The 20,657-nt window shown below is 40.1% G+C and carries 20 protein-coding genes; 7 read left to right on the top strand and 13 right to left on the bottom strand.

The features are described from left to right. Positions 1–29: 29 nt before the first annotated feature. The 6 genes from CH361_RS16035 (at position 30) to CH361_RS16010 (ending at position 2,930) form a co-directional block, all read left to right on the top strand. Positions 30–710 (top strand): SH3 domain-containing protein, encoded by a 681-nt coding sequence (locus CH361_RS16035; RefSeq protein ID WP_100791836.1) that lies wholly within the window; start codon positions 30–32, stop codon positions 708–710. Positions 711–803: 93 nt separating this feature from the next. Then, positions 804–1,184: a TIGR04452 family lipoprotein gene (locus CH361_RS16030; RefSeq protein ID WP_100791835.1), complete on the top strand. Its 381-nt coding sequence runs from the start codon at positions 804–806 to the stop codon at positions 1,182–1,184. A gap of 91 nt (positions 1,185–1,275) precedes the next feature. Further along, entirely contained in the window at positions 1,276–1,728 is a 453-nt protein-coding gene (locus tag CH361_RS16025; protein ID WP_100791834.1) for a Spy/CpxP family protein refolding chaperone, read from the top strand. Between the two features lie 3 nt (positions 1,729–1,731). Continuing rightward, on the top strand, positions 1,732–2,256 hold the full coding sequence (locus CH361_RS16020) for an RNA polymerase sigma factor (protein WP_100791833.1): 525 nt from the start codon (positions 1,732–1,734) through the stop codon (positions 2,254–2,256). After that, entirely contained in the window at positions 2,237–2,500 is a 264-nt protein-coding gene (locus CH361_RS16015) for a hypothetical protein (protein ID WP_100791832.1), read from the top strand. Before CH361_RS16020 ends, CH361_RS16015 begins: the two co-directional genes overlap by 20 nt. Before the next feature lie 148 nt (positions 2,501–2,648). Further along, positions 2,649–2,930, top strand: a complete 282-nt coding sequence (locus CH361_RS16010; RefSeq protein ID WP_100791991.1) for a hypothetical protein — start codon at positions 2,649–2,651, stop codon at positions 2,928–2,930. 49 nt (positions 2,931–2,979) lie between these two features. Here CH361_RS16010 and CH361_RS16005 read toward each other — a convergent pair whose 3' ends face one another. The 13 genes from CH361_RS16005 to CH361_RS15945 all read right to left on the bottom strand — a co-directional run bounded on the left by CH361_RS16005 (position 2,980) and on the right by CH361_RS15945 (position 19,707). Continuing rightward, a complete protein-coding gene (locus tag CH361_RS16005) occupies positions 2,980–3,666 on the bottom strand; it encodes a sulfite exporter TauE/SafE family protein (RefSeq protein WP_100791831.1) in 687 nt (228 codons plus the stop codon). Continuing rightward, positions 3,644–3,841, bottom strand: a complete 198-nt coding sequence (locus CH361_RS16000; RefSeq protein ID WP_100791830.1) for a cbb3-type cytochrome oxidase assembly protein — start codon at positions 3,839–3,841, stop codon at positions 3,644–3,646. Before CH361_RS16000 ends, CH361_RS16005 begins: the two co-directional genes overlap by 23 nt. Beyond that, the gene (locus CH361_RS15995; protein WP_100791829.1) at positions 3,823–6,285 is read right to left on the bottom strand and encodes a heavy metal translocating P-type ATPase; all 2,463 of its coding nucleotides are present in this window, start codon (positions 6,283–6,285) and stop codon (positions 3,823–3,825) included. The genes CH361_RS16000 and CH361_RS15995 overlap by 19 nt, the downstream gene beginning before the upstream one ends. Next, entirely contained in the window at positions 6,282–6,773 is a 492-nt protein-coding gene (locus CH361_RS15990; protein WP_244279926.1) for a FixH family protein, read from the bottom strand. The genes CH361_RS15995 and CH361_RS15990 overlap by 4 nt, the downstream gene beginning before the upstream one ends. After that, positions 6,773–8,092, bottom strand: coding sequence for a cytochrome c oxidase accessory protein CcoG (gene ccoG / locus CH361_RS15985; RefSeq protein WP_100791828.1), 1,320 nt, complete (start codon positions 8,090–8,092; stop codon positions 6,773–6,775). The genes CH361_RS15990 and ccoG overlap by 1 nt, the downstream gene beginning before the upstream one ends. Before the next feature lie 2 nt (positions 8,093–8,094). Then, positions 8,095–8,625: a c-type cytochrome gene (locus CH361_RS15980; RefSeq protein WP_100791827.1), complete on the bottom strand. Its 531-nt coding sequence runs from the start codon at positions 8,623–8,625 to the stop codon at positions 8,095–8,097. 5 nt (positions 8,626–8,630) lie between these two features. After that, positions 8,631–8,780, bottom strand: a complete 150-nt coding sequence (locus CH361_RS15975; RefSeq protein WP_100791826.1) for a CcoQ/FixQ family Cbb3-type cytochrome c oxidase assembly chaperone — start codon at positions 8,778–8,780, stop codon at positions 8,631–8,633. 4 nt (positions 8,781–8,784) lie between these two features. After that, positions 8,785–9,480 carry a cytochrome-c oxidase, cbb3-type subunit II gene (ccoO, locus tag CH361_RS15970; protein WP_100791825.1) on the bottom strand — a complete coding sequence of 232 codons (696 nt, stop codon included), beginning with the start codon at positions 9,478–9,480 and terminating at the stop codon, positions 8,785–8,787. Then, positions 9,480–10,910 (bottom strand): cytochrome-c oxidase, cbb3-type subunit I, encoded by a 1,431-nt coding sequence (gene ccoN, locus CH361_RS15965; RefSeq protein ID WP_100791824.1) that lies wholly within the window; start codon positions 10,908–10,910, stop codon positions 9,480–9,482. The genes ccoO and ccoN overlap by 1 nt, the downstream gene beginning before the upstream one ends. A gap of 195 nt (positions 10,911–11,105) precedes the next feature. Next, on the bottom strand, positions 11,106–12,077 hold the full coding sequence (locus CH361_RS15960; RefSeq protein WP_100791823.1) for an LA_0442/LA_0875 N-terminal domain-containing protein: 972 nt from the start codon (positions 12,075–12,077) through the stop codon (positions 11,106–11,108). Positions 12,078–12,286: 209 nt separating this feature from the next. Then, positions 12,287–13,729: a glutamate synthase subunit beta gene (locus tag CH361_RS15955; RefSeq protein ID WP_100791822.1), complete on the bottom strand. Its 1,443-nt coding sequence runs from the start codon at positions 13,727–13,729 to the stop codon at positions 12,287–12,289. Next, positions 13,722–18,299 carry a glutamate synthase large subunit gene (gene gltB / locus CH361_RS15950; protein WP_100791821.1) on the bottom strand — a complete coding sequence of 1,526 codons (4,578 nt, stop codon included), beginning with the start codon at positions 18,297–18,299 and terminating at the stop codon, positions 13,722–13,724. The genes CH361_RS15955 and gltB overlap by 8 nt, the downstream gene beginning before the upstream one ends. Before the next feature lie 196 nt (positions 18,300–18,495). After that, positions 18,496–19,707 carry a hypothetical protein gene (locus CH361_RS15945; protein ID WP_100791820.1) on the bottom strand — a complete coding sequence of 404 codons (1,212 nt, stop codon included), beginning with the start codon at positions 19,705–19,707 and terminating at the stop codon, positions 18,496–18,498. Positions 19,708–19,722: 15 nt separating this feature from the next. On the opposite strand from CH361_RS15945, the gene CH361_RS15940 reads away from it, so the two are divergent. Continuing rightward, positions 19,723–20,657, top strand: a 935-nt coding sequence (locus CH361_RS15940) for a TPM domain-containing protein (protein WP_244279925.1), incomplete at its 3' end; no start/stop codon positions are given.

Raw genomic sequence — 20,657 nt, 5'->3', positions numbered from 1 at the left:
GCATTCCAAGTAGTATTTTGGCAAGTTTTATGCTAAAATACAAGATAGTTCTTATTTTTTTCCTCCTCCCATCTGTTCTATTGCCTTGTGATCCGTTTGCTCCCAAAACACTAACACCTATCGATCATTCGACGAAAGACAAAAGTTTTCATGAATTCAAAACCAAGTTTCAAAAAATTCTAAAAACAAAAGATCGAAAAGCCTTAGAAGAAATCATCGATAAAGACATTTACTTTTCGATTGGTGGAGGTGAAGGTAAAAAAGATTTTTTAAAATCATTCCAACTAACAGATAAGCCATCTTCATCTAACTTTTGGGAACTTATGGATGAGGTTGTCAAATTAGGATTTCGTCAGAACAAAGAAGGGCAGATGGTAGCCCCTTATTTTTTCGAAACCTTCCCTAACGATTACGATCCTTTCACTCATTATCTGATCATTGGTAAAAATGTAAATGTAAGAGAGGACGCATCCAAAGACTCAAAGTCCATCACACAACTAAGTTACCAAATCGTTAGAGCTGAAGCGGATGATTTGGATGGGCGGCGCCTTGAAAAAGAAAGTAACTGTAACTGGAAAAAGATTTGTACTCCGCAAGGGAAACCTGGATATGTTTGCGACCGATTCTTACGTAGTCCTCTCGACTACAGGGCTTTTTTTGAAAAAAAGAAAAACAACTGGTATCTAACGACTTTCATTGTGGGCGATTGACCTTTGTTAAATTAAGATATAAAACTAGTTTTTTCTTGAAACACAAATAAGGATGGTTTAGATTTGGTGAAACCATTATCCAAGGAAACATTTATGTTAAAAAAATTACTTTTTGTTGCTTTAGCGTTTTCGCTAACCAACTGTCTGGTTTTAAATCCAGTAGGTGCAACACTCGATCGTGAAAAAGGTTCGGAGGCTGCTTCTAGAATTACCGACGCTGCTATTAAAACTGATTTAGTGAATTCGGTTGTTTTAGTGGGGAGACCGATAGTATCCCTCTATAGTTTGGTTGCTGCAGATATTGCTAAAATCGAATCTGATAAATACTACATCAAATCTGATGTAGACCAGTGTGTGACAGATATCCAAGGGTTTAAAGGATTTCTCCTTGGATCTTTGGTGACCAATATCATATCTTGCCAAGACTTAAAAACAGATGGTTATATCACGGGAGATCCGTTCCCTACTTTCTAATTTTTTTCTAATCCCTACCTCTTTTTTTAAGGGTAGGGAACTCTCTCCACTTCTTTTAGGTCATATTCACCAAACAAACAAGGAAGGTTTTATGATCTCTCTCAAACAAGTTTTAAAAATTACAACAACCGTCGGTCTCGTATCGGTGATGGCATTTGCTTTTGGAAATTGCCGAGGACATAAAGATTTCGAAAAACGCATTGAATGGGTGGCTTCAAAACTCACATCCAAACTTGATCTAGATGATGCCCAAAAAGCTAAATTGGAAACCATCAAAGCAGAACTCATTGCCAAACACAAGGAATCCAAACCGAAACACGAATCCTGGGCCAAAGAAATGGCGACTCAAATTCGTGCAGAAAAAATCGATACTAAGTTATTGGATAAAATGAGTGTGGAAAGAGAAACACGTCACCAAGAGATGCGTAAGTTTTTCCAATCCAAACTTGTAGAATTCCATGCGGTGTTAAAACCAGAACAAAGGGAAAAATTTGCTGATCTAGTGGAACGTTTCGCAAGTCGCCACCAACCACCGGAAGAGTAAACAATGCCTGAGTTTGACTTCGAATCAGTAGTCAAAGAAACCAAGTATTTGGTTTTGAAAACGGTCGGTGATACCCTCATCGACCGTTTCGATGATGCAACGGAAGATGTGGTTCAGGAAGTTTACTTTCGAGCCTTTAAGTCTTTGGAAAAGGGTGGATTTGATGGAAGGTCAAAGATATCCACTTGGATTTATACCATTGCTCGAAACGAATCGCTTCGAATGAATGAAAAACGATTACGAGAAGAAGAGAAAGCAAAACGGTATTTAGTAAAAAACAAAGTGCAACTTTCGGGTGTTAGGGAAGAGTCTTCCTGGGAAAAGGAAGAATGGGTTGAGTCCATGCTTGGAAGAATCCCAGAGGTCTACCGTGAGACTCTTCGTTTGTATTTGGCTGGAAAAACGATGGATGAAATTGCAAAAGAGTTAGAGATTAGGCAAGGAACAGTGAAATCTCGTTTGTTCCGGACAAAAGAGTGGATCCGTAAACATATACCAGGAGGAAGAAATGAATTCCAAGAATCCTAAAAAATGGGAGCAACTTTTGAATGACTCTGATTTTGAATCACGATTGGTTCGTTCTACCAAAACAAGAGTTCGCATAGAAAAGACAAAACGAAGAGTTTATGTTAGTGTTGTAGCAACGGCTTTCGTTTTTTCTCTACTTTTTTTAAACCAATTTGTTGTTGAACCAAGCGAATTGACAACTAACATTAATTACTTGGTTGAAGAGCTTAGTTCAGAATCCATTGTGAGTTTGAGTATGGATTGACATTTATCAATGATAAATGTCAAGAACAAGTAAACGAGAATTTCTCTAAAAAGGGAGTGATTTACGTTTCAATTTCCGTCATAGTAAATGTATGGAAAGTGAAAGTATGAACGCCTGCATCCTTTATCTTAACAATAAACGAATTGAAATGATTAAGTTTGAATCAGATCAGATGAGATCAAGGATTTGGGAAAAACCAGAAGAAACAGCTGTTTGGGATTTTGAAGACATCTCGAAAAGTTTACAATCTCCAAACGAAGTCATTCTTGTTGGAGAATCTGATCTAAATGCAGAGTTCAGAAGATGGTTGATCAATCATGATCGAAACTTAGCTAAAAGACTCATTGCTGTCATTGGAAATCAAGGTGAAAGCAAAATCAACCAGGACTTAGTCAGTCATTTCAAAGAGAAATACTTTCGAGGAAGATAGTTTTAACATTACTTTGATTTTGTAAAGATTTCGAGATTAACTTTTTAGTTTATAACAAATGGTCGCAGGACTCTCCATGCGAATGAAAGAATAACCGGTAGAGTAAAAATCCAAGAGAAGTCAAAATCACTATGGTTCCAAAGGCAGGGATCCATTTCGGTTGGATATGGTGCCTCCACTTCCCAATGATCATCCCAAGCCCAGTCAGAGCTGGAACAGTTCCCAAATAAAAGAAAAACATCACAAGACCTCCATTGAGAAGTGTACCTGTGGCAAAGGATGCTGCGTAGGCCGGATACAAAACGCCGCAAGGGAGTAGGGCACTCACCATTCCAATTCCAAACCCAAGACCGTTTTTACTAAACCGAGAACGTATCTTCTCTAAGAATTTTCGAATCCCTTGTGGTAAGGAGCCAAATGAGGATGTTGATTTGGTAGAATAAGTTCGAATGGCAAATACGATTAAGAATAAAAAAGTGAATACCCCAGCCACTCCTTGCACAGCATTTAATTCTCCCAGGGCGTTGGCTCCTTTGCCAAGAAAACCAAGTATCATACCGAGAAAGGTATAAGAGATCAACCTTCCTAAGTGGTAAAGATAAATGGGGATGTGTTTTCCTGCCTCTGTCTGTAAAAGAGAAACAAAAGGACCACACATAACAAGGCAATGAAAACTACTGATAAAACCATAAAAAAGAATAGACCCAAAAAAACTAAGATTTGCTAGTTGGTCCATCTGTTGAATTTGATTTGGTTTGGTTGTTTTCAGGATATTCTTCTTCGAAGAACATTCTATATTTTGGAGATTCAATGTCTTCAAACTGACCTTTTTTAAAGGCAGTGATAAAGACATATAAAAAGAAGGCGGCGATACACATCGCCATTGGTATTGTTAAGTAGAGGGCTTCCATTTGGGGATCCTAAATCTAATGGAAAGAGAATTGAGAAGGACTGTCAAGCTGGAACATGCCATAAACACGGCACAAATCACAGGTAACATCAGTCCAAACATGGCAAGTGGCAACATGATGGAATTGTAACAGAAGGAAATGATGATGTTTTGTAATATCACCTCTCTGGTTTTTTTTGCAGAGAGTAAAGAATGGACGAGTCCATTCAAATTTCCGGAGGTTAAAACTACATCTGATTTCTCTAAAGAAAGGTCTTCTGCTTCTGTATGAGAAATCGAAACATTTGCCTGCGCGAGTGACAAACTATCGTTGATTCCATCTCCTACCATAATGACAACGTTGCCTTTACTTTGCGCTGAACTTATTAGGCTTCGTTTGTCTTCTGGTGAAAGATCGGAAGAGTATTTTTCGATTCCAAGAGAATCTGCAATGTACTTCACTGCGGGATAACGATCTCCAGAAAGAATGGAAATATTAGGAACAAAGTGTTTGAGTAGGGAAACAAACGATCTGGCACCGGGTCGTATTTCATCTGCGAGTAAAAAACTTCCTAAATAAGTTCCACCGACAGCTAGTAGTATTAAAGAGCCTTCCCCTTCAGGAAAACTTCCCAAAGAAACATTCTCGGCTTCTAATAATGATTTGTTTCCTATCAGAACTGAAAGTTGATTCGAATCAATTTCTAATTCTGCCTTAACGCCACGCCCAGGTACATTCTCCAAGTTTAACAATTGGATCTGATTTGCTCTTTCTTTGACGGAACTAAACGGTTCTAAATATTTAACGAGAGACTTCGCCAAGGGGTGGTTGACTTCTTTTTCAATTCGGTAAACAAGTGGTAGGTGGTCATCCGCCACCGAAACTTGTCGTACCAGAAATTTTCCCTCTGTAAGTGTTCCTGTTTTGTCTAAAAAGATTGTGTTTGCTTTTGATAAAGATTCCACAACAGAAGGATTTTTTAGGAGAACACCCTTATCTGCATTGAGAATATGGTTGGTAACTAGAGCTGTGGGAACAGAAATCCCGAGCGCACAAGGGCAAGCCACGATGAGTACTGATATGGTAGTTACAAGACTTTGTTCCAGGTTCCCACCGGAAACATAATACCAGACAAAAAAACAAAGAAAGGCAAGTCCAAAGACAACAGAGATAAAATAAGAAGCAATCCGTTCCGTTAAGATCTGTAATTTTGGTTTGAGGTGTAAGGCTTCTTCTAATCTAAGTTTCAGAGAAGATAATGTCGATGCATGGTAATCAGACCCTGCAAGGATGAGTGCTGGATTGTCCATAGCCAAAGAACCAGCAAGGATGGAGTCTCCTTTTTTCTTGCGGATGGGTAAGGATTCCCCCGTAAGGAAGGATTCATCCACATAGGTTTGTTCGGAAATGAGAACTGCATCGACTGGGATTCGTTTTCCTGGTGCCACACGGATGGTGTCACCAATTTTGATATCAGAACTTGGGATTGTATCTTCACCTGAATCTTTCACACGAACAGAAGTCTCTGGAAGTTTACAAAGGATCGACTCTAGTTTATCAGAAGCAAAAACTCTGGCTTTTTCTTCGAAGTACTTCCCAATCAAAATAAAGAAGTAAATCATCGCTACAGAATCAAAATACACTTCACCTATGTCTGTGAGTGTTACATAGACAGAGTAAAAATAAGCCATTGAAATTCCTAAAAATAATAGAAAATCCATGGATAGTGTCTTTCGCCTAATGCTCGTTAAGAACCCAGACATAAAAGGATACCCTGAGTATAAATAAGCGGGAGTAGCGAATACCCAAGAAGCATAGTGAAAAAGGCGTTTGATATCCAAATCAATTCCAGAAAAATATCCAGAATACAAAGCCACACTTAAGATCATAATATTTCCAAAACAAAAACCTGCTACACCGATACGAAGGAGTAGGGTCTTCAGTTGTTTTGTTTTTTCAAGAGTGCCTTCTGTGGGAGAAAAAAGTACCGGTTTATAACCAATGGTACGAATGAGAGATAATATCTTTGAGATTTTGATTTTGGAACGATCGAATTTTATTCGAGCACGGCCCGATGCAAAATTGATTTGTGCGGAGATGATTCCGTCTTCTTCGTTTAAAACTTTTTCATTGATCCAAACACAAGCGGAACAATGGATATTTGTAATTTGTACAGAAACTTCTTCGTGGTCTCCCGATTTACGGACAAATTTTTCATAAACTAGTTCGTTTTCAATGTCCGCGTCTGAGTCTTCGATGCGAACCGGGTCAAGTTTTGTATTTCCTTTTAAGTTATAATAATAACTTCCGCCGAGTGAATTGATGATGGAATAAACAGTTTCACAACCCTCACAACAGAATGTTTTTGTGTCGTTGCCGACCTTTGCTTCAATCCGAACCAATCGGATCGGATTTCCACAATGGTCACATTCAGTTTTTGTGATTTCTGAAATGGTTTTGTTCATTGAACAGAGATCTTTCCTTCTCTTTCAAAAGATTTTCCGTTAATCTCTGAGATAAGTCGTAAGTTCCAAGTTCCTTTTTCTAAAAGAGTGATGTCTCCACTAAACCCATTTCCTGTCGGCTTTAATTCATAACGAGCTGTATTCTTTGTTGTCGCATTTCTTTCTAAAAACACAATCATTGAGTTGGCTTTGGCTATCGTTCCTTCTTTTTCCAGTTGGACTGTGATTTCCGACTTTCCTAAGGGAAGAATGTTCATACTGTCCCAATTCGATTTGATGTGGTAACCTTGTTTCAAAAGTTCTTTTTGATTTTCAATGGCTTTCTCATAATTCAAACCAATTTCGTAGTAGTTCTTGTCCATCACTGGTTCAAAACTTTTGTAAGTGAGACGGATTGTGTAAAAGGTCGCAGCTACAAGAGCAGTAAAACTGAACACTACCACATACATGGCAGAGCGTAAACTTGGGTGTAATTCTTTAAACATCATTACCTCCTTGGTAATGTTAAGGAGAGTTTTTTCTCCAACCGTTCATCTGGATCACTTGCATTGTTTAATACAATTGATCCAGGTAGATATCCTTCATTCAATTCTTGTTCTGAGAGAGTTTGTGTTTCTAAAACTACTGAAATACTTTTAATTTCGCCTGATCCTAATTTAAATTGGTTATTTTCTTCACCAGAACGAACTAGAATTTCTTTTCCATGTCTTGTATCAAAAGCAGAAAGTTGGAATTCTTTTTCAATCGGTGCAATGTTTTGAATGCGTAAAGCTACGAAAGCCCTAATTTTATTATCTGGAATCAAGATTGGTGGCATAGATTTATTGGAGGCCGCAATCATAGACATCGGACTTCTTGTGATAAGTTGGATTGTGGCTCCAGTGATCACTACTGTTAAAAGAATTGCATAGATGACAGTTCTTGGACGAATCCATTTGATTTTGGCGCCAGTTTCAATTTGTTTGAGTGAGAAGTATCCGATTAATGTTTTTTTGTTTTCTCTTGCCATGATGGATGTGCAAGCATCCACACATTTCCCGCAAGCCACACAACCGACTTGCAAACCATCTCGGATATCAATTCCGGTAGGGCAGACCACCACACACATATTGCAGGCGATACAATCTCCGATCTTTGTTTTTCCATCCCTGCGAGGTTCTCCTCGTTTGAAATCATAAGTCACATTCCAAGAATGTTCGTCCATAAGGAGGGTTTGGAATCTTGCATAAGGGCAAGCATAACGACAGAATTGTTCTCTGATGAATCCGATATCAAGGAACATCGCCCCTGTAAAAAATAATGTAAAATAAAAATAACTTTGAGAAAATGCAGCCAGACTTAGATAATCAGCTACCATTTCGTAAGGACTTACGAAATAAGCAATCCAATGAAAAGAAGCGATAAATGATACAACGATCCAGAGAAAATAAACGGTATATTTACCTACAATAGAGGCATCTTTTTTTCCGTATTTTGAATCCAAAACAAACCGACCAATTCTATCGAAAAGATCGGTGTAGATTGTTTGAGGACACCCCCATCCGCACCAAACACGGCCAATGACGGAGGTGAAAAAGAAAAGTGAGAGTCCCATTGTTAGAAGGAAAAACCATAAGATCAGTCCTTCTTGTGGGATAAAAAGACCACCAAACAAGTGAAATACCCTGCGTGGGATATCTAATCGAATGAGAGGGCTACCTTCTGGTAACACCACCCATGGGGCGATTAAAAATAAACCTACGAGAAAACTCATAACAAAGTTTCTTCGTGTTCTTACCTTCCCTGTTTGTGGTCTTGAAATGATCATCTTTACTTAGCCTTTACCAAACTATCGTTTTTAGTTGCAATCCATGCCATTACAGCATAAACTTTTTCAGCACCTAACCCTTCCCAAGCAGGCATTCCCCCTCGGTTGAGTTTTTGTCTTTCAGGTCCAATACCTTTCATGATATTGTTAAACACTTCTTTATCAGTGTTTCCATGGAGCCAATCTTTGTCTACTAAGCTTGGTCCCACAGCACCTTCGGCAGTAGGTCCATGGCAAGCAGAACAAATTTGTTTGTAAGTGCTTTCACCTTCTTTGATAGCAACTGCATCATCGCGGTATGGGTTTGATCCATCTTCTGAATTCACAACAACTGCTTGTTTGGCTGGGAATTGTGCTTCGTGTTCAGCAACTTCCTTTTCAAATGCAACCTCTTGTGGCCATTCAGAATACCAGTGAAAATATGCAACGTAACCGATAGAAACGATGATACTGATCAGCCAAACGAGTTTCCACCATGTCGGCATGGGGTTGTCGGCTTGGAAGATTCCGTCTACTTCTTTTGGTTCTTTCATTCGTATTAATCCTCCTCAAGCATTCTATACTTGGGTTTCTCCATTTCGTCTTTCGTACGTTTTTTATAAACGTAGTAGGTGATGTAAGAGATTGCGATTACAAGGAACGGCAATCTCAGACTTTTATAAACGAGTAGAATGTCTGCTTCGTTCATAATCTTACTTCATACCTTTTTGCAATTCTGCAGAATCTCTTCCCAGTTTTTGCAAATATGCAACGAGTGCTTCTCCTTCGGTTTTGTCTTTAAGAAGAGAAGGTGCATTTGCAAAGTCTTCTTCTGTATAAGGAACACCGATGGATTTTAATGCCTTCATGTTCGCCACAACTTGTTCCACATCCACTTTGTTTGAGGCTTCAAACAACCATGGGTAAGCTGGCATAACAGAGTTTGGTACACCACCCACAGTTCTTGGATTGATCAAATGGTTTTTATGCCATTCATCAGAACGTAACATTTGAGATTCATGAGCTAAATCTGGACCAGTACGTTTAGATCCCCAAAGGAAAGGGTGGTCATAAACATATTCTCCACCTTTAGAGTATCCTGTTCGTCCGTAAGCTTTTGTTGGGTCGAAACGATCCACTTCCCATTTGAAAGGTCGAACCATTTGTGTATGGCATCCGATACATCCTTCTTTTTGGTAAGTATCACGACCTGCAAGTTCCAATGCGGAATATGGTTTTACGGTTGAAATCGGAGTTACCGTCTTTGTTAAGAAAAACGGTGGAACAAGTTCGAAAAGTCCACCAATCACAACTGCAATCGTTGTATAGAGAGTAAACTTAACACCTTTAGTGTCCCAATGATCTGCGATTTCGGAAAACCAATCTAAGAATTTATTAAATCCAAACATTATGATTTCGCTCCCATACGTAAGTCTTGTTCAACAAACCCACTATTTTTGTTTTGAATGGTTTTGATAAAGTTAAATACCATTAGTATAATCCCTGTTAGATAGAGTGTTCCTCCGATCGCACGGAAAAGTCTGAATGGTTTTAAGAACTCAACGATTTCTACCCAGTCTTTGTAAACGAGTTCCCCGTTTTCTCCAACTGCTCTCCACATTGAACCTTCAGTGATTCCAGATACCCACATCGAAATGATATAGAGTAGGATCCCAAGTGTTCCGAGCCAAAAGTGTGCATTGGCAAGTTTTTCACTGTAGAGGTTAGCATTCCAAATTCTTGGCACTAGGTAATACAAAGCTGCGGCGGACATAAATCCCACCCAACCTAAAGTTCCTGAGTGAACGTGACCAATGATCCAGTCTGTGTTGTGTCCAAGAGCGGAAACTGCACGAATGGAAAGGAGTGGACCTTCAAATGTTGACATACCGTAAAAAGTAACGGCAGCTAACATCATTTTGAGGGTTGCATCTACTTTGATTTTATCCTTAGCCTGAGTTAGTGTTAAAAATCCATTTAACATACCACCCCAAGAAGGCATCCATAACATGATGGAGAATACCATCCCTGTTGTTTGTAACCATTCAGGAATTGGAGAATATAATAAATGGTGAGGACCTGCCCAAATATAGATAAAGATCAATGACCAGAAGTGGATGATCGATAGTCTGTGAGAGTAGATCGGTTGTTTGATATGTTTTGGGAGGTAATAGTACATAAGTCCCAAAAATGGAGTCGTAAGAACAAAGGCTACCGCGTTGTGTCCATACCACCATTGGATGTTGGCATCAAACACACCTGAATATACCGAGTAGGATTTTAAGAAACCTGCTGGGATTACAATGTTGTTTACGATAAAAAGAAGTGGAACCGTTACAAAGGAAGCAATGTAGAACCAAATAGCCACATACATTTGTTCTTCTTTTCGTTTGAGCACCGTTACCAAATAGTTAACAAGGAAAATTACATACCATACAACAATCAATAAGTCGATAGGCCATTCTAATTCGGCATATTCTTTTGATTGGCTGTATCCAAGTGGAAGTGTAATAGCTGCAAGAACAATTGATAGGTTGTACAGTGCCAAGTGTAGTTTGGAAAATGTATCACTCCACATTCTTGTTCGACACAATCTTTGTACCGTATGGTAGGCTGTGGCGAAGATAACACTCAACGCAAATCCAAAAATGGCAGCATTGGTGTGTAGAGGTCTTAACCTTCCGAAGCTCGTCCAAGGTAATTCAAAATTCAGCTGTGGATACACAAGTTGGAAGGCAATAATGACACCAAATGTCATTGATGCAACGCCCCAGACTAACGCTGAAATGATAAACCCTTTTACGATAAAATCATCATATTGAGTTTTTTCCGTAGCCAATGTTTCTCTCCTTAATCTTTATCAGTTCCGTATGTATATATAGAGAACTAATTCCTTTGTATAGAAAAGGACGAAGAAAAGAAAGAAAAACAGAATGGGGTTTCTAAGAACGCCCCTTGATATTTGTCAAGGGGTAATTGAGATTTAGAGCCAATCTAAAAAGAGGGCTCAGTATAGATGTTTTGCTAATGGCTGTTAGAAGATAAACTCATATCCTAGTTGTGTACGGTGTTCGATTCCACGATCCCCTGCAACAGCTGTTGGGTGGTAACCTACACGTTCCACGGAAGAGTTCATAAAGAACTTTTCTTTGCGAGTGTCTTCGTGACTCAGTCCAGAGCCAGTCGGGTGGAAGTAATAAGCATCAAAAATATTCCAGAAATATACGAGTAGGGTAGCCACTCCAATGTATTGCATGTCCCTGTAATGACGTTCCACAGATTCTCTTTGGCCTTTGAAAGGGCCTAGTTGGCTTGCAACAACAGCTTCTGCAGGAGAAACAGTTGCAGAAGACTGCGGAGTAAAGGCTGCTCGAACCAACCCATTCTCTGTATAAGGGTTTTCTAAATTATTATAATCACGTTTTGCATTTAAATACATACGATGTTTGTCATATGTGAAAAAGAGACCTACTGCAATGATGGAAGGGTATACAATCGCTTGGACTTTTCTACCTTGTTTCCATTGACCCCAACCGGGAAGAACCGCAGATCTCCAAGTGGCCCCACCCCGTGTTAGGTTTTTTCTGTCAGCTTCAGCAAGTTTGGCTTCTTCTTCTTTTTTGCGTTTTGCTTCTGCTTCCGCAGATGCATTTTTGGCAGCCATTTCTTTTTCTAACTTGGCAGCATCTTCTTGGTCTTTTTTAAGTTTTGCCGCTTCTTCTTTTTCTCTTTTGACTCTCTCTTTTTCTTCTTCTGCTTTTCTGAGTTTGTCTTCCTCAGCAGCTGTTAGGTGGTCTTTGTAAACCACTTTGAGGATGTCTGTTTTGTTAAGAACGACGGTAGTCCCGTCTTCTTTTCTAATTTTTAGCTTATACTGGTCTTGTTCTACTACCTTACCTTGGAGTGTTCCTCCTTTTTTGAGAAGGATGTTCTCTGCAGATAGATTAGTGGTGAGCACTACCAAAAGTGTTGCGATTTTAATGAATTGTGTAATAGTCAGTTTCAAGGGTATCTCAAGTGTTGGAATATTATATAACAATCTCTATAGTGTTACTTGCTACGTTTCAATTGATCTCTCCAATCATTTTTGCAATTTGGAAGTTAGGCAAGAATTTTTTTGCCAAAGAGGGTTCGAAAGTAAATCCACATTTGGAAAGAAATTATCCCTGTTATGATAAGGTATGTTCCAAATGTGGATCTTAAAATGAGAGGGTTTTAACCCTCTACATCTTGCATCAGGAAGTGGTGGACTTGGTCAGCACATTTCCTTCCTTCGGAAATGGCCCAAACGATGAGGGATTGCCCTCGTCTAACGTCCCCGCAAGCGTACACTTTTGGTACAGATGTTGCAAAAGAGCCTGGTTTTGTTCCAAAATCAGCTTTTACATTTCCCCGACCGTCCAGTTCCAATCCTTCTTTTTGCAAATCAGCGATGAGTCCTTCTTTGATGGGGTTCACAAATCCCATGGCAAGGAAAACTAAATCCGCAGGCCATTCGAATTCGGTTCCTGGGATTGGATTGAATTTTCCATTTTCCTCTTTCACTTCTGATCCGTAAATCGCAGTGACTTCCCCTTGGTCGTTAGATTTAAAACCCATAGTAGAGATGGCCCATTTACGAACCACACCTTCCTCGTGTGAAGAAGAAGTGCGAAGCATTTTCGGATAAAGAGGCCATGGAGTCGATGCGTCTCTTTCTTTAGGAGGTTCAGGGAAAAGTTCAATTTGAGTGACTGATTTGGCACCATGTCTGTTGGAAGTTCCAACACAGTCGGAACCGGTATCACCACCACCAATCACAATCACATGTTTGTCTTTTGCACTGATGATTTCTATGTCGTCACCTGCAACTTGTTTGTTGTTCTTAGAAAGGAAATCCATAGCAAAGTGAATCCCTTTGCTTTTTCTGCCTTCCAAAGGTAGATCTCTGGGAACTTCTGATCCACAAGCAAGAATTACAGAATCAAAATCAGCTAAAAGTTGTTTTGCGGTAATGTCTACACCCACGTTCACATTGGTTTTGAAGGTAACACCTTCTGCTTCCATTTGTTTCATGCGGCGGTCGATATGTCTTTTTTCCATTTTAAAATCTGGAATTCCGTAACGGAGTAGACCACCAATCCGATCATTTTTTTCAAAAATTGTGACAGTATGTCCAGCCCGAGCTAACTGCTGTCCTGCGGCAAGACCAGCAGGTCCAGAACCGACAACGGCTACTTTTTTTCCGGATTTAGAGGTTGGAGGTTGTGGAATGACCCAACCTTCTTCCCAAGCACGATCGATTATGGTTCTTTCAATTGATTTGATGGAAACTGGCGGTTCGATGATTCCTAAAGTGCAAGCAGATTCACAAGGAGCAGGGCAGAGCCTTCCTGTAAATTCAGGAAAGTTATTTGTTTTGGAAAGATTTTCCCAAGCTTCCTTCCATCGGCCTCGGTAGACAAAGTCATTGAATTCAGGGATGAGGTTATCTACAGGACAACCTGTATCACCGTGGCAAAAAGGAATCCCACAATCCATACATCGAGCGCCTTGGTCTTTGGCAACAGTTTCAGGGAAAGGTTTTTCGAACTCTTTATAGTTCTTAACTCGTTCCTTCGGTTCAATTTTTTGAAGGTATTCTTTTTTAAATTCTAAAAATCCTGTTGGTTTACCCACGAGCTGCTACCCCTTCTTTGTTAGGTTTTTCTGATGTTTTTTCATCAGCCATTTTTTCTAGAGCTTTTTTATAATCTCTTGGAATCACTTTGATTATTTGTTTGACCACAGTTTCCCAATTGTTTAGAACTTCTTCGGCTCGTTTTGAACCTGTATAAGTTTTATGGTCTTCAACCATTTTCTTTACTTCTGCAATTTCGGATGCATCAGCTAATGGATCTAAGTCGACCATCTCTTTGTTGATGAGCGCTTCTTTGTTTTTCTTTGGATCCCAAAGATAAGCAATTCCACCAGACATACCAGCAGCAAAGTTTCTTCCTATGTCCCCGAGGATGATCACTCGTCCACCAGTCATATACTCGCAACCATGGTCACCAGTTCCTTCTACGATCACATGGGCTCCCGAGTTACGAACACAGAACCTTTCCCCAGCAATCCCGTTCACATAGGCATTCCCACTGGTTGCTCCAATGAAACAAGTGTTTCCAATCACAATATTTTCTTCTGCTTTGTAAGGAGCATTCTTCGGAGTTTGGAAGATGAGTTTACCACCACAAAGTCCTTTTCCTACGTAATCGTTTCCTTCTCCAATGAGTCGAAGTGTCATCCCTTTTGTTACAAAGGCACCAAACGACTGTCCTGCGGTTCCTGTAAATTCGATATCGATCGTATCTTCAGAAAGACCATCTACTCCATATTTTTTAGTCACTTCGTGACTGAGCATTGTTCCCACAGAACGGTTTAAGTTCACAATGGAAGTTTTGATTTTAACCGGTTGTTTGTGGTCAATGGCAGCCAGTGACTTACGAATGAGTTCGTTATCGATTTGTTCATCCAAATGGTGATTTTGTTCTTTCGCACGGTAAAGTCCTGTAGGGAATACAGGAGTTGGTCTGTGGAGGACTTTTGTAAAATCAAGTCCACGAGCCTTCCAGTGGTGGTGAGGTCGTTTGAATTTGATTTTTTCCACTTGTCCAATCATCTCTTCGAAAGTTCTAAAACCAAGTTGTGCCATGATCTCGCGAACTTCTTCCGCTACAAAGGTCATGAAGTTTACAACATACTCTGGTTTGCCGGTGAACTTACTTCTTAAAAATTCATCTTGTGTCGCAACACCTACTGGGCAAGTGTTCAAGTGACACTTACGCATCATGATACAACCCACTGATACCAGTGCGGAAGTAGAGAATCCGAATTCTTCCGCACCGAGGAGTGCTCCTACGACAACATCTTTTCCCGTGAGGAGTTTCCCATCGACAGCGAGGTAAACCCGGTCACGAAGTCCGTTGGCAACAAGAGTTTGGTGAGTTTCCGATAGTCCGAGTTCCCAAGGTGTTCCAGCGTGGTGGATGGAAGAGATAGGGCTTGCACCTGTTCCCCCTTCATGTCCTGCAATGAGGATATGGTCCGCATGAGCTTTCGCCACACCTGCCGCCACAGTTCCTACCCCAGATTCAGAAACTAGTTTTACGGATACACGAGCTCTTGGGTTCGAATTTTTTAAATCGAAGATAAGCTGTTTTAAATCTTCAATCGAATAAATATCATGGTGAGGAGGAGGGGAGATAAGTGTCACACCTGGTGTGGAGTAACGCAACCAACCAATGTATTTGTCTACCTTGTGTCCTGGGAGCTGTCCACCTTCACCTGGTTTGGCGCCCTGTGCCATTTTGATTTGGATATCATCGGCATTGGTGAGGTATTCCATCGTCACACCAAATCTTGCAGAGGCAACCTGTTTGATCGCCGAACGCATGCTATCTCCATTAGGAAGTGTTTTGAACCTTACTGGATCTTCTCCACCTTCTCCTGTATTGGATTTTGCGCCAATGCGATTCATTGCAATGGCAAGAGTGGTATGAGCTTCCCAGGAAATGGACCCATGGCTCATCGCTCCTGTTTGGAAACGTTTGAGGATGGATTTAGTCGATTCTACTTCTTCAATTGGGATTGCTTTAGATCCTTCAAAGTCGAGTTGGAATAAACTTCGAAGAGTGACCGCTTTTTCGTTTTGGTTATCGATTAAACTAGAAAACTCTTTGAATACTTTGTAATCATTTTCTTGTGTTGCTTTTTGGAGTTTGTGTACAGTGACCGGTGTATAGAGATGACTATCTCCATTTTTTCGGTAATAGTGTACTCCACCTGGTTCCAAGTTGTTAGGGAAAAAAGTTGGATCATAAGCCGCTTTGTGACGGCGAACGGTTTCCTCTTCTAACATCTCAAGAGAAAGTCCTTCAATTCTAGACTGAGTCCCTGCAAAGTAAGTATTCACTAATTCAGAATCAAGTCCGACTGCTTCAAAAATCTGAGCACCACAATACGATTGTAATGTGGAAATTCCCATTTTGGAGAAAACTTTGAAAAGCCCTTTCCCAATAGATTTGATATATTTCTTTTTTGCTTCTTTGTATTCAGGAACTTCTGGAAGTAAACCTTGTTGTGAAAGGTCGGAAATAGTTTCAAAAGCAAGGTATGGGTTGATGGCGTTTGCTCCATAACCACATAACAATGCGAAGTGAGCCACTTCTCTTGGTTCCCCGGATTCCAAAACAATCCCTGCACGGGTACGAAGCCCTTCACGGATCAAATAATGATGAAGTCCCGCCACTGCAAGGAGCGATGGAATGGCTGCCTTTTTTTCACCCACACCATGGTCAGTTAAGATGATGAGTGTCACACCTTGGTCTCGAATGGCTTTTGCTGCATCAGAACAAACACGATCGAGTGAGTTTCTCATATCATGTTTTTTGGATGGATCAAAAAGGATTTCAAAAGTTTTCGCTTTGAAATGGCCTTCGCTGATTTGTTTGATTTTTTCAAAATCTTCGTTCGTGAGAATCGGATGTTCCAATTCCAATCGATGAGCGTGTTCTGGTTCTTCTGAAAGAAGATTTCCTTCAGGACCAATATAAGTTGTGAGTTCCATCACAAGCTCTTCCCGAATCGGATCAATTGGTGGGTTGGTTACTTGTGCAAAGTTTTGTTTGAAGTAACGGAATAGGGGTTGTGGTTTTTCGCTTAATACTGCAAGCGAAGAGTCCACACCCATAGAGCCAATTGGTTCTTCACCGGCAATTCCCATCGGTTTGATGACGGTAAACACATCTTCGTGAGTATAACCGAAAGCCCTTTGGCGTTCTAAAATAGTTTCGTGTTGAGGTTGTTTTACGTTCTCTGGGTCCGGTAAAGATCCAAGACGGATCATATTATCTTCTACCCATTTACGATAAGGTTTTTGAGTAGCGATTTGTTTTTTGATCTCTTCATCATCTAAGATTTGGCCTTTCTCCATATCGATGAGAAGCATACGACCTGGACGAAGACGATCTTGGATTAAAATTTCTTCTGGTGGAAGGTTAAGAACTCCAGCTTCAGAAGACATGATCACTTCATCTTCTTTGGTAACCACAAATCGTGCAGGACGAAGTCCATTTCTATCAAGAGTGGCACCAATGATGCGACCATCAGTAAAAGCAATGGCTGCAGGCCCATCCCAAGGTTCCATAAACGTTGCATGGTATTCGTAGAACGCGCGTCTGTCGGCATCCATTCCTTTGTTTTTGGACCAAGCTTCTGGAATCATCATCATCACTGAGTGTGGTAAGGATCTTCCACCCATTACAAGAAGTTCGAGTACTGTATCAAATGTTGCTGTATCAGACTGGCCTTCCATTACGATGGGAAGCATACGGCGAAGTTCATCACCGTAGAGTGGAGACTGCATCACCATTTGACGAGCTGCCATCCAATTCATATTCCCACGAAGTGTGTTGATCTCTCCGTTGTGAGCAATTTGGCGGTAAGGGTGAGCCAAATCCCAAGTAGGGAAGGTATTAGTTGAAAACCTTGTATGAGTTAAACAAAATGCAGAAGTTAAGTCTGGAGATTTTAAATCTTCATAGAATTTTTTAACTTGGTCACCAAGTAACATCCCTTTGTATACGATGGTTCTGGATGAAAAACTGGGAACGTAGTACTGGGAACGATCGAGTTTGAGTTCCGCACGAATCCTTCTGTCAATGAGGCGGCGAATGAGGAACAGTTTTCTTTCGAAGTCATCAGAAGTTTTTAATTTTTTTGATTTTTTCCCAATGAATACTTGTTTGAAGACGGGCATGGTTTTAGAAGCCACAACACCCGCGTAATCTTTGTTAATTGGTACATCGCGAAATCCAAGAAATTCTTCACCTTCATCCACAATGATTTTTTCAATGACGTTTTCTACTGCGGTCCTGACTTCAGTGTTTTGTGGGAGGAAAAGAAAACCCACAGCATAATCACCTTCTTTTGGGAGAGTGAAGGGAAGATTCTTTCTAAAAAATGCATCAGGGATATTGATCATGATCCCAGCACCGTCGCCAGTTTTTGGATCGGCTCCTTCGGCCCCTCGGTGTTCGAGGTTGCACATCAGGCGAATCCCCTTGTCAACGATGTCACGGGAACGTTTGCCCTTAAAATTTGCGATAAAACCAACACCACAGGAATCTTTGTCCATAGAAGGATCATACATACCTTGGGCCTGTGGGCCGAGTGGCGGAAGGATGGGTGGTTGGTTAGATTTTGACATACGTACCCTACACTAAAGCAATTACTGTACCTTGTTTTTGAATTTGGGTGTACTGTCCAATTATTTTGTTTTCAGCAAAATGATTTATTTTTAGGCAAAGCGAATCAGTCTCAAATGCTTATACGTGGTACATTATGGTGTATTATTGGCCATTCGGCTTTTTCTGTACGCTAATTTGAATTTTGTCTAAAAAAACTCACAGTACAAGAAACAAGCGAACTGCAACTTCCATAGGAAGATCGCTTAAATCCCAGCGCTCTCCATCTGAGGCTTGGTAGACTTCTTTTGTTAGTTTGAAGGCATCTTCTAGGTTGGAATCAGGATTTTCGAGAGAATTTGCGAGTGCCTTCGCTTTTTCATAGGCAAGTTTGGTTTGGATGTGTAGGGTCTTTCCCGGTAATTCCAAAAAAGCGATTTTTTCAGAGTTTTGGGTCCATACTTTTTCTTCCGTTACTTTTCCGTCCTTTAGAGAGGAGAACAAATAACGATCTTTGGAGGATTCAATTCGATATTGGGTTTCCTGTTTCCTGCCAATCCAAAAATAATATTGGGCTCCAAAACATAAGTATCCCAAAAGAAGTAATACCAATCCCCAAATCCAGTTGGGATTATCCTTTGCTCGAATCGTTACCACGAATAGAAATAAACCTAAGTTCCCGATCGCAATCAGGCTGAGTGAAAAATACCAATTAGCGTTTGTGATGTGATGATTCCATTCTATCGGAAACTGCGGAGGTCGAATGGATTCTTTTTCGGATTTTTCGTCCGGTGCTGTCTGGTTGGTATTTGATTTTTCCTTCTGAATGTGGTTAGGTTCTGGTTTCTCATTCGATAACTTCGGTTTGACGAGAAGTTCTTGGAATGGTTTCCCCGTTTCTGTTTCCACTGGAAGAGGAAAGATCCTGAAGAGTTTCCTAAATTCTTTCGATAATTTTGTATAACGGCTAAAACTCTCCGAACTATCGTTGTACTTCCTTGCAGAGACAGTGGCTATCGGAAGTAATAATCCAGATTTATGGTTTAAGTAAACGGTATCAGTATACAATCTCCCATCTTTTTTTGACTCGGATTCTGATTTGATTTGATAAGAAATAAATTCTGCAAAAGGAAATACGATATCAGGTTCGAGTCTTGAATCTCCAAACCGAATTTCTTCTTTGTTTTTATCTATAACCAACTGATATAAATATAATTCTTTATCTTTATATGATTTAAAACACATGAAGCTGAAAGGTAAAAACATGAGTAAGGTGAAGAAAGGTCCTATTTTTCCAATATGGTTTTGTTTCCACATCCAAAATCCGGAAAGTGCCAGTCCGGTCCAAAAAACAATTCCAAAGAGCATCAGATAATCATTGAAAGTCCCGGCTTTTACGAATACAGATTCTGATAAAAAAGTTGTTTCCACGCGGGAAAAATCTCTTTGATTTTTTTCTATTTGTCAACTACGCTAATCGCGATGCATTTTATATTTTCTAGTCTCCGCCTGGGATTTCTTTTTCTGTTTTTTTCTGGAATGGTTCCTTTCGAAGTTTTTTCGAAAGAGATCCCGACCTTAGAGAGGAGAGTCACTTGGGAAGAGGGAACCATCTCAGAAGCAGAAGCAAATATTTGGGAATCTGTTTTAGAAGAACATGAAGAAAAAACTTCAAACCAAGTTGCCATTCTCGTTGTACGTTCGTTAGAAGGTGAAATTTTAGAAGAATACAGCTTAAAAGTTGCCGAAGAGTGGAAACTCGGTCAAAAAAATCAGGACAATGGAGTTCTTATTTTACTCTCCATTGAGGACAGAAAGGTAAGAATTGAAGTGGGTTATGGACTGGAAGGAATTTTGACTGATGTTTATTGCAATCGTATCATTCGAAATATAATGATTCCGCATTTTAAATCTGGAAATTACGAAGAAGGAATTACTGCTGGTTTAAACCAAATCCTAACCACTCTAGATACAGGAGTGACGCCAAAAGAACCTACAATGTGGGAAGAATTCCAAGCCTTTCGTGGAATTGGAGCCGAACAAGGTTGGCATTTGTATTTGATTGGACTTATCTTTGTTGGGATTATTTTTCTTTTCGCAACCATTTTAGCCTTCCACAAAGAAGATTCTAGTACCTGGGTATTTTTCTTTTTACTGATTTTTTTCCAGTGGGTTCCTTCTATTTTCTACGGATTTTATGGTTGGGTGGTTTGTAATTTTATCTATATCATTGGGTTTCCCTTTGTTCGCCTAACAAGAAATAAAATTTCTTGGGTTAAGTCCATCTCAGAAAAAATTTCGGATTCCGTTACTTATTCCTCAGGCAGTTCTTCTGGCGGATGGAGTTCTGGAGGAGGGTCTTCTAGTGGTGGGTGGAGTGG

The sequence above is a fragment of the Leptospira brenneri genome (assembly GCF_002812125.1).
GTDB classification, from domain to species: domain Bacteria; phylum Spirochaetota; class Leptospiria; order Leptospirales; family Leptospiraceae; genus Leptospira_A; species Leptospira_A brenneri.
This window is presented reverse-complemented; position numbering and strand designations above follow the sequence as displayed.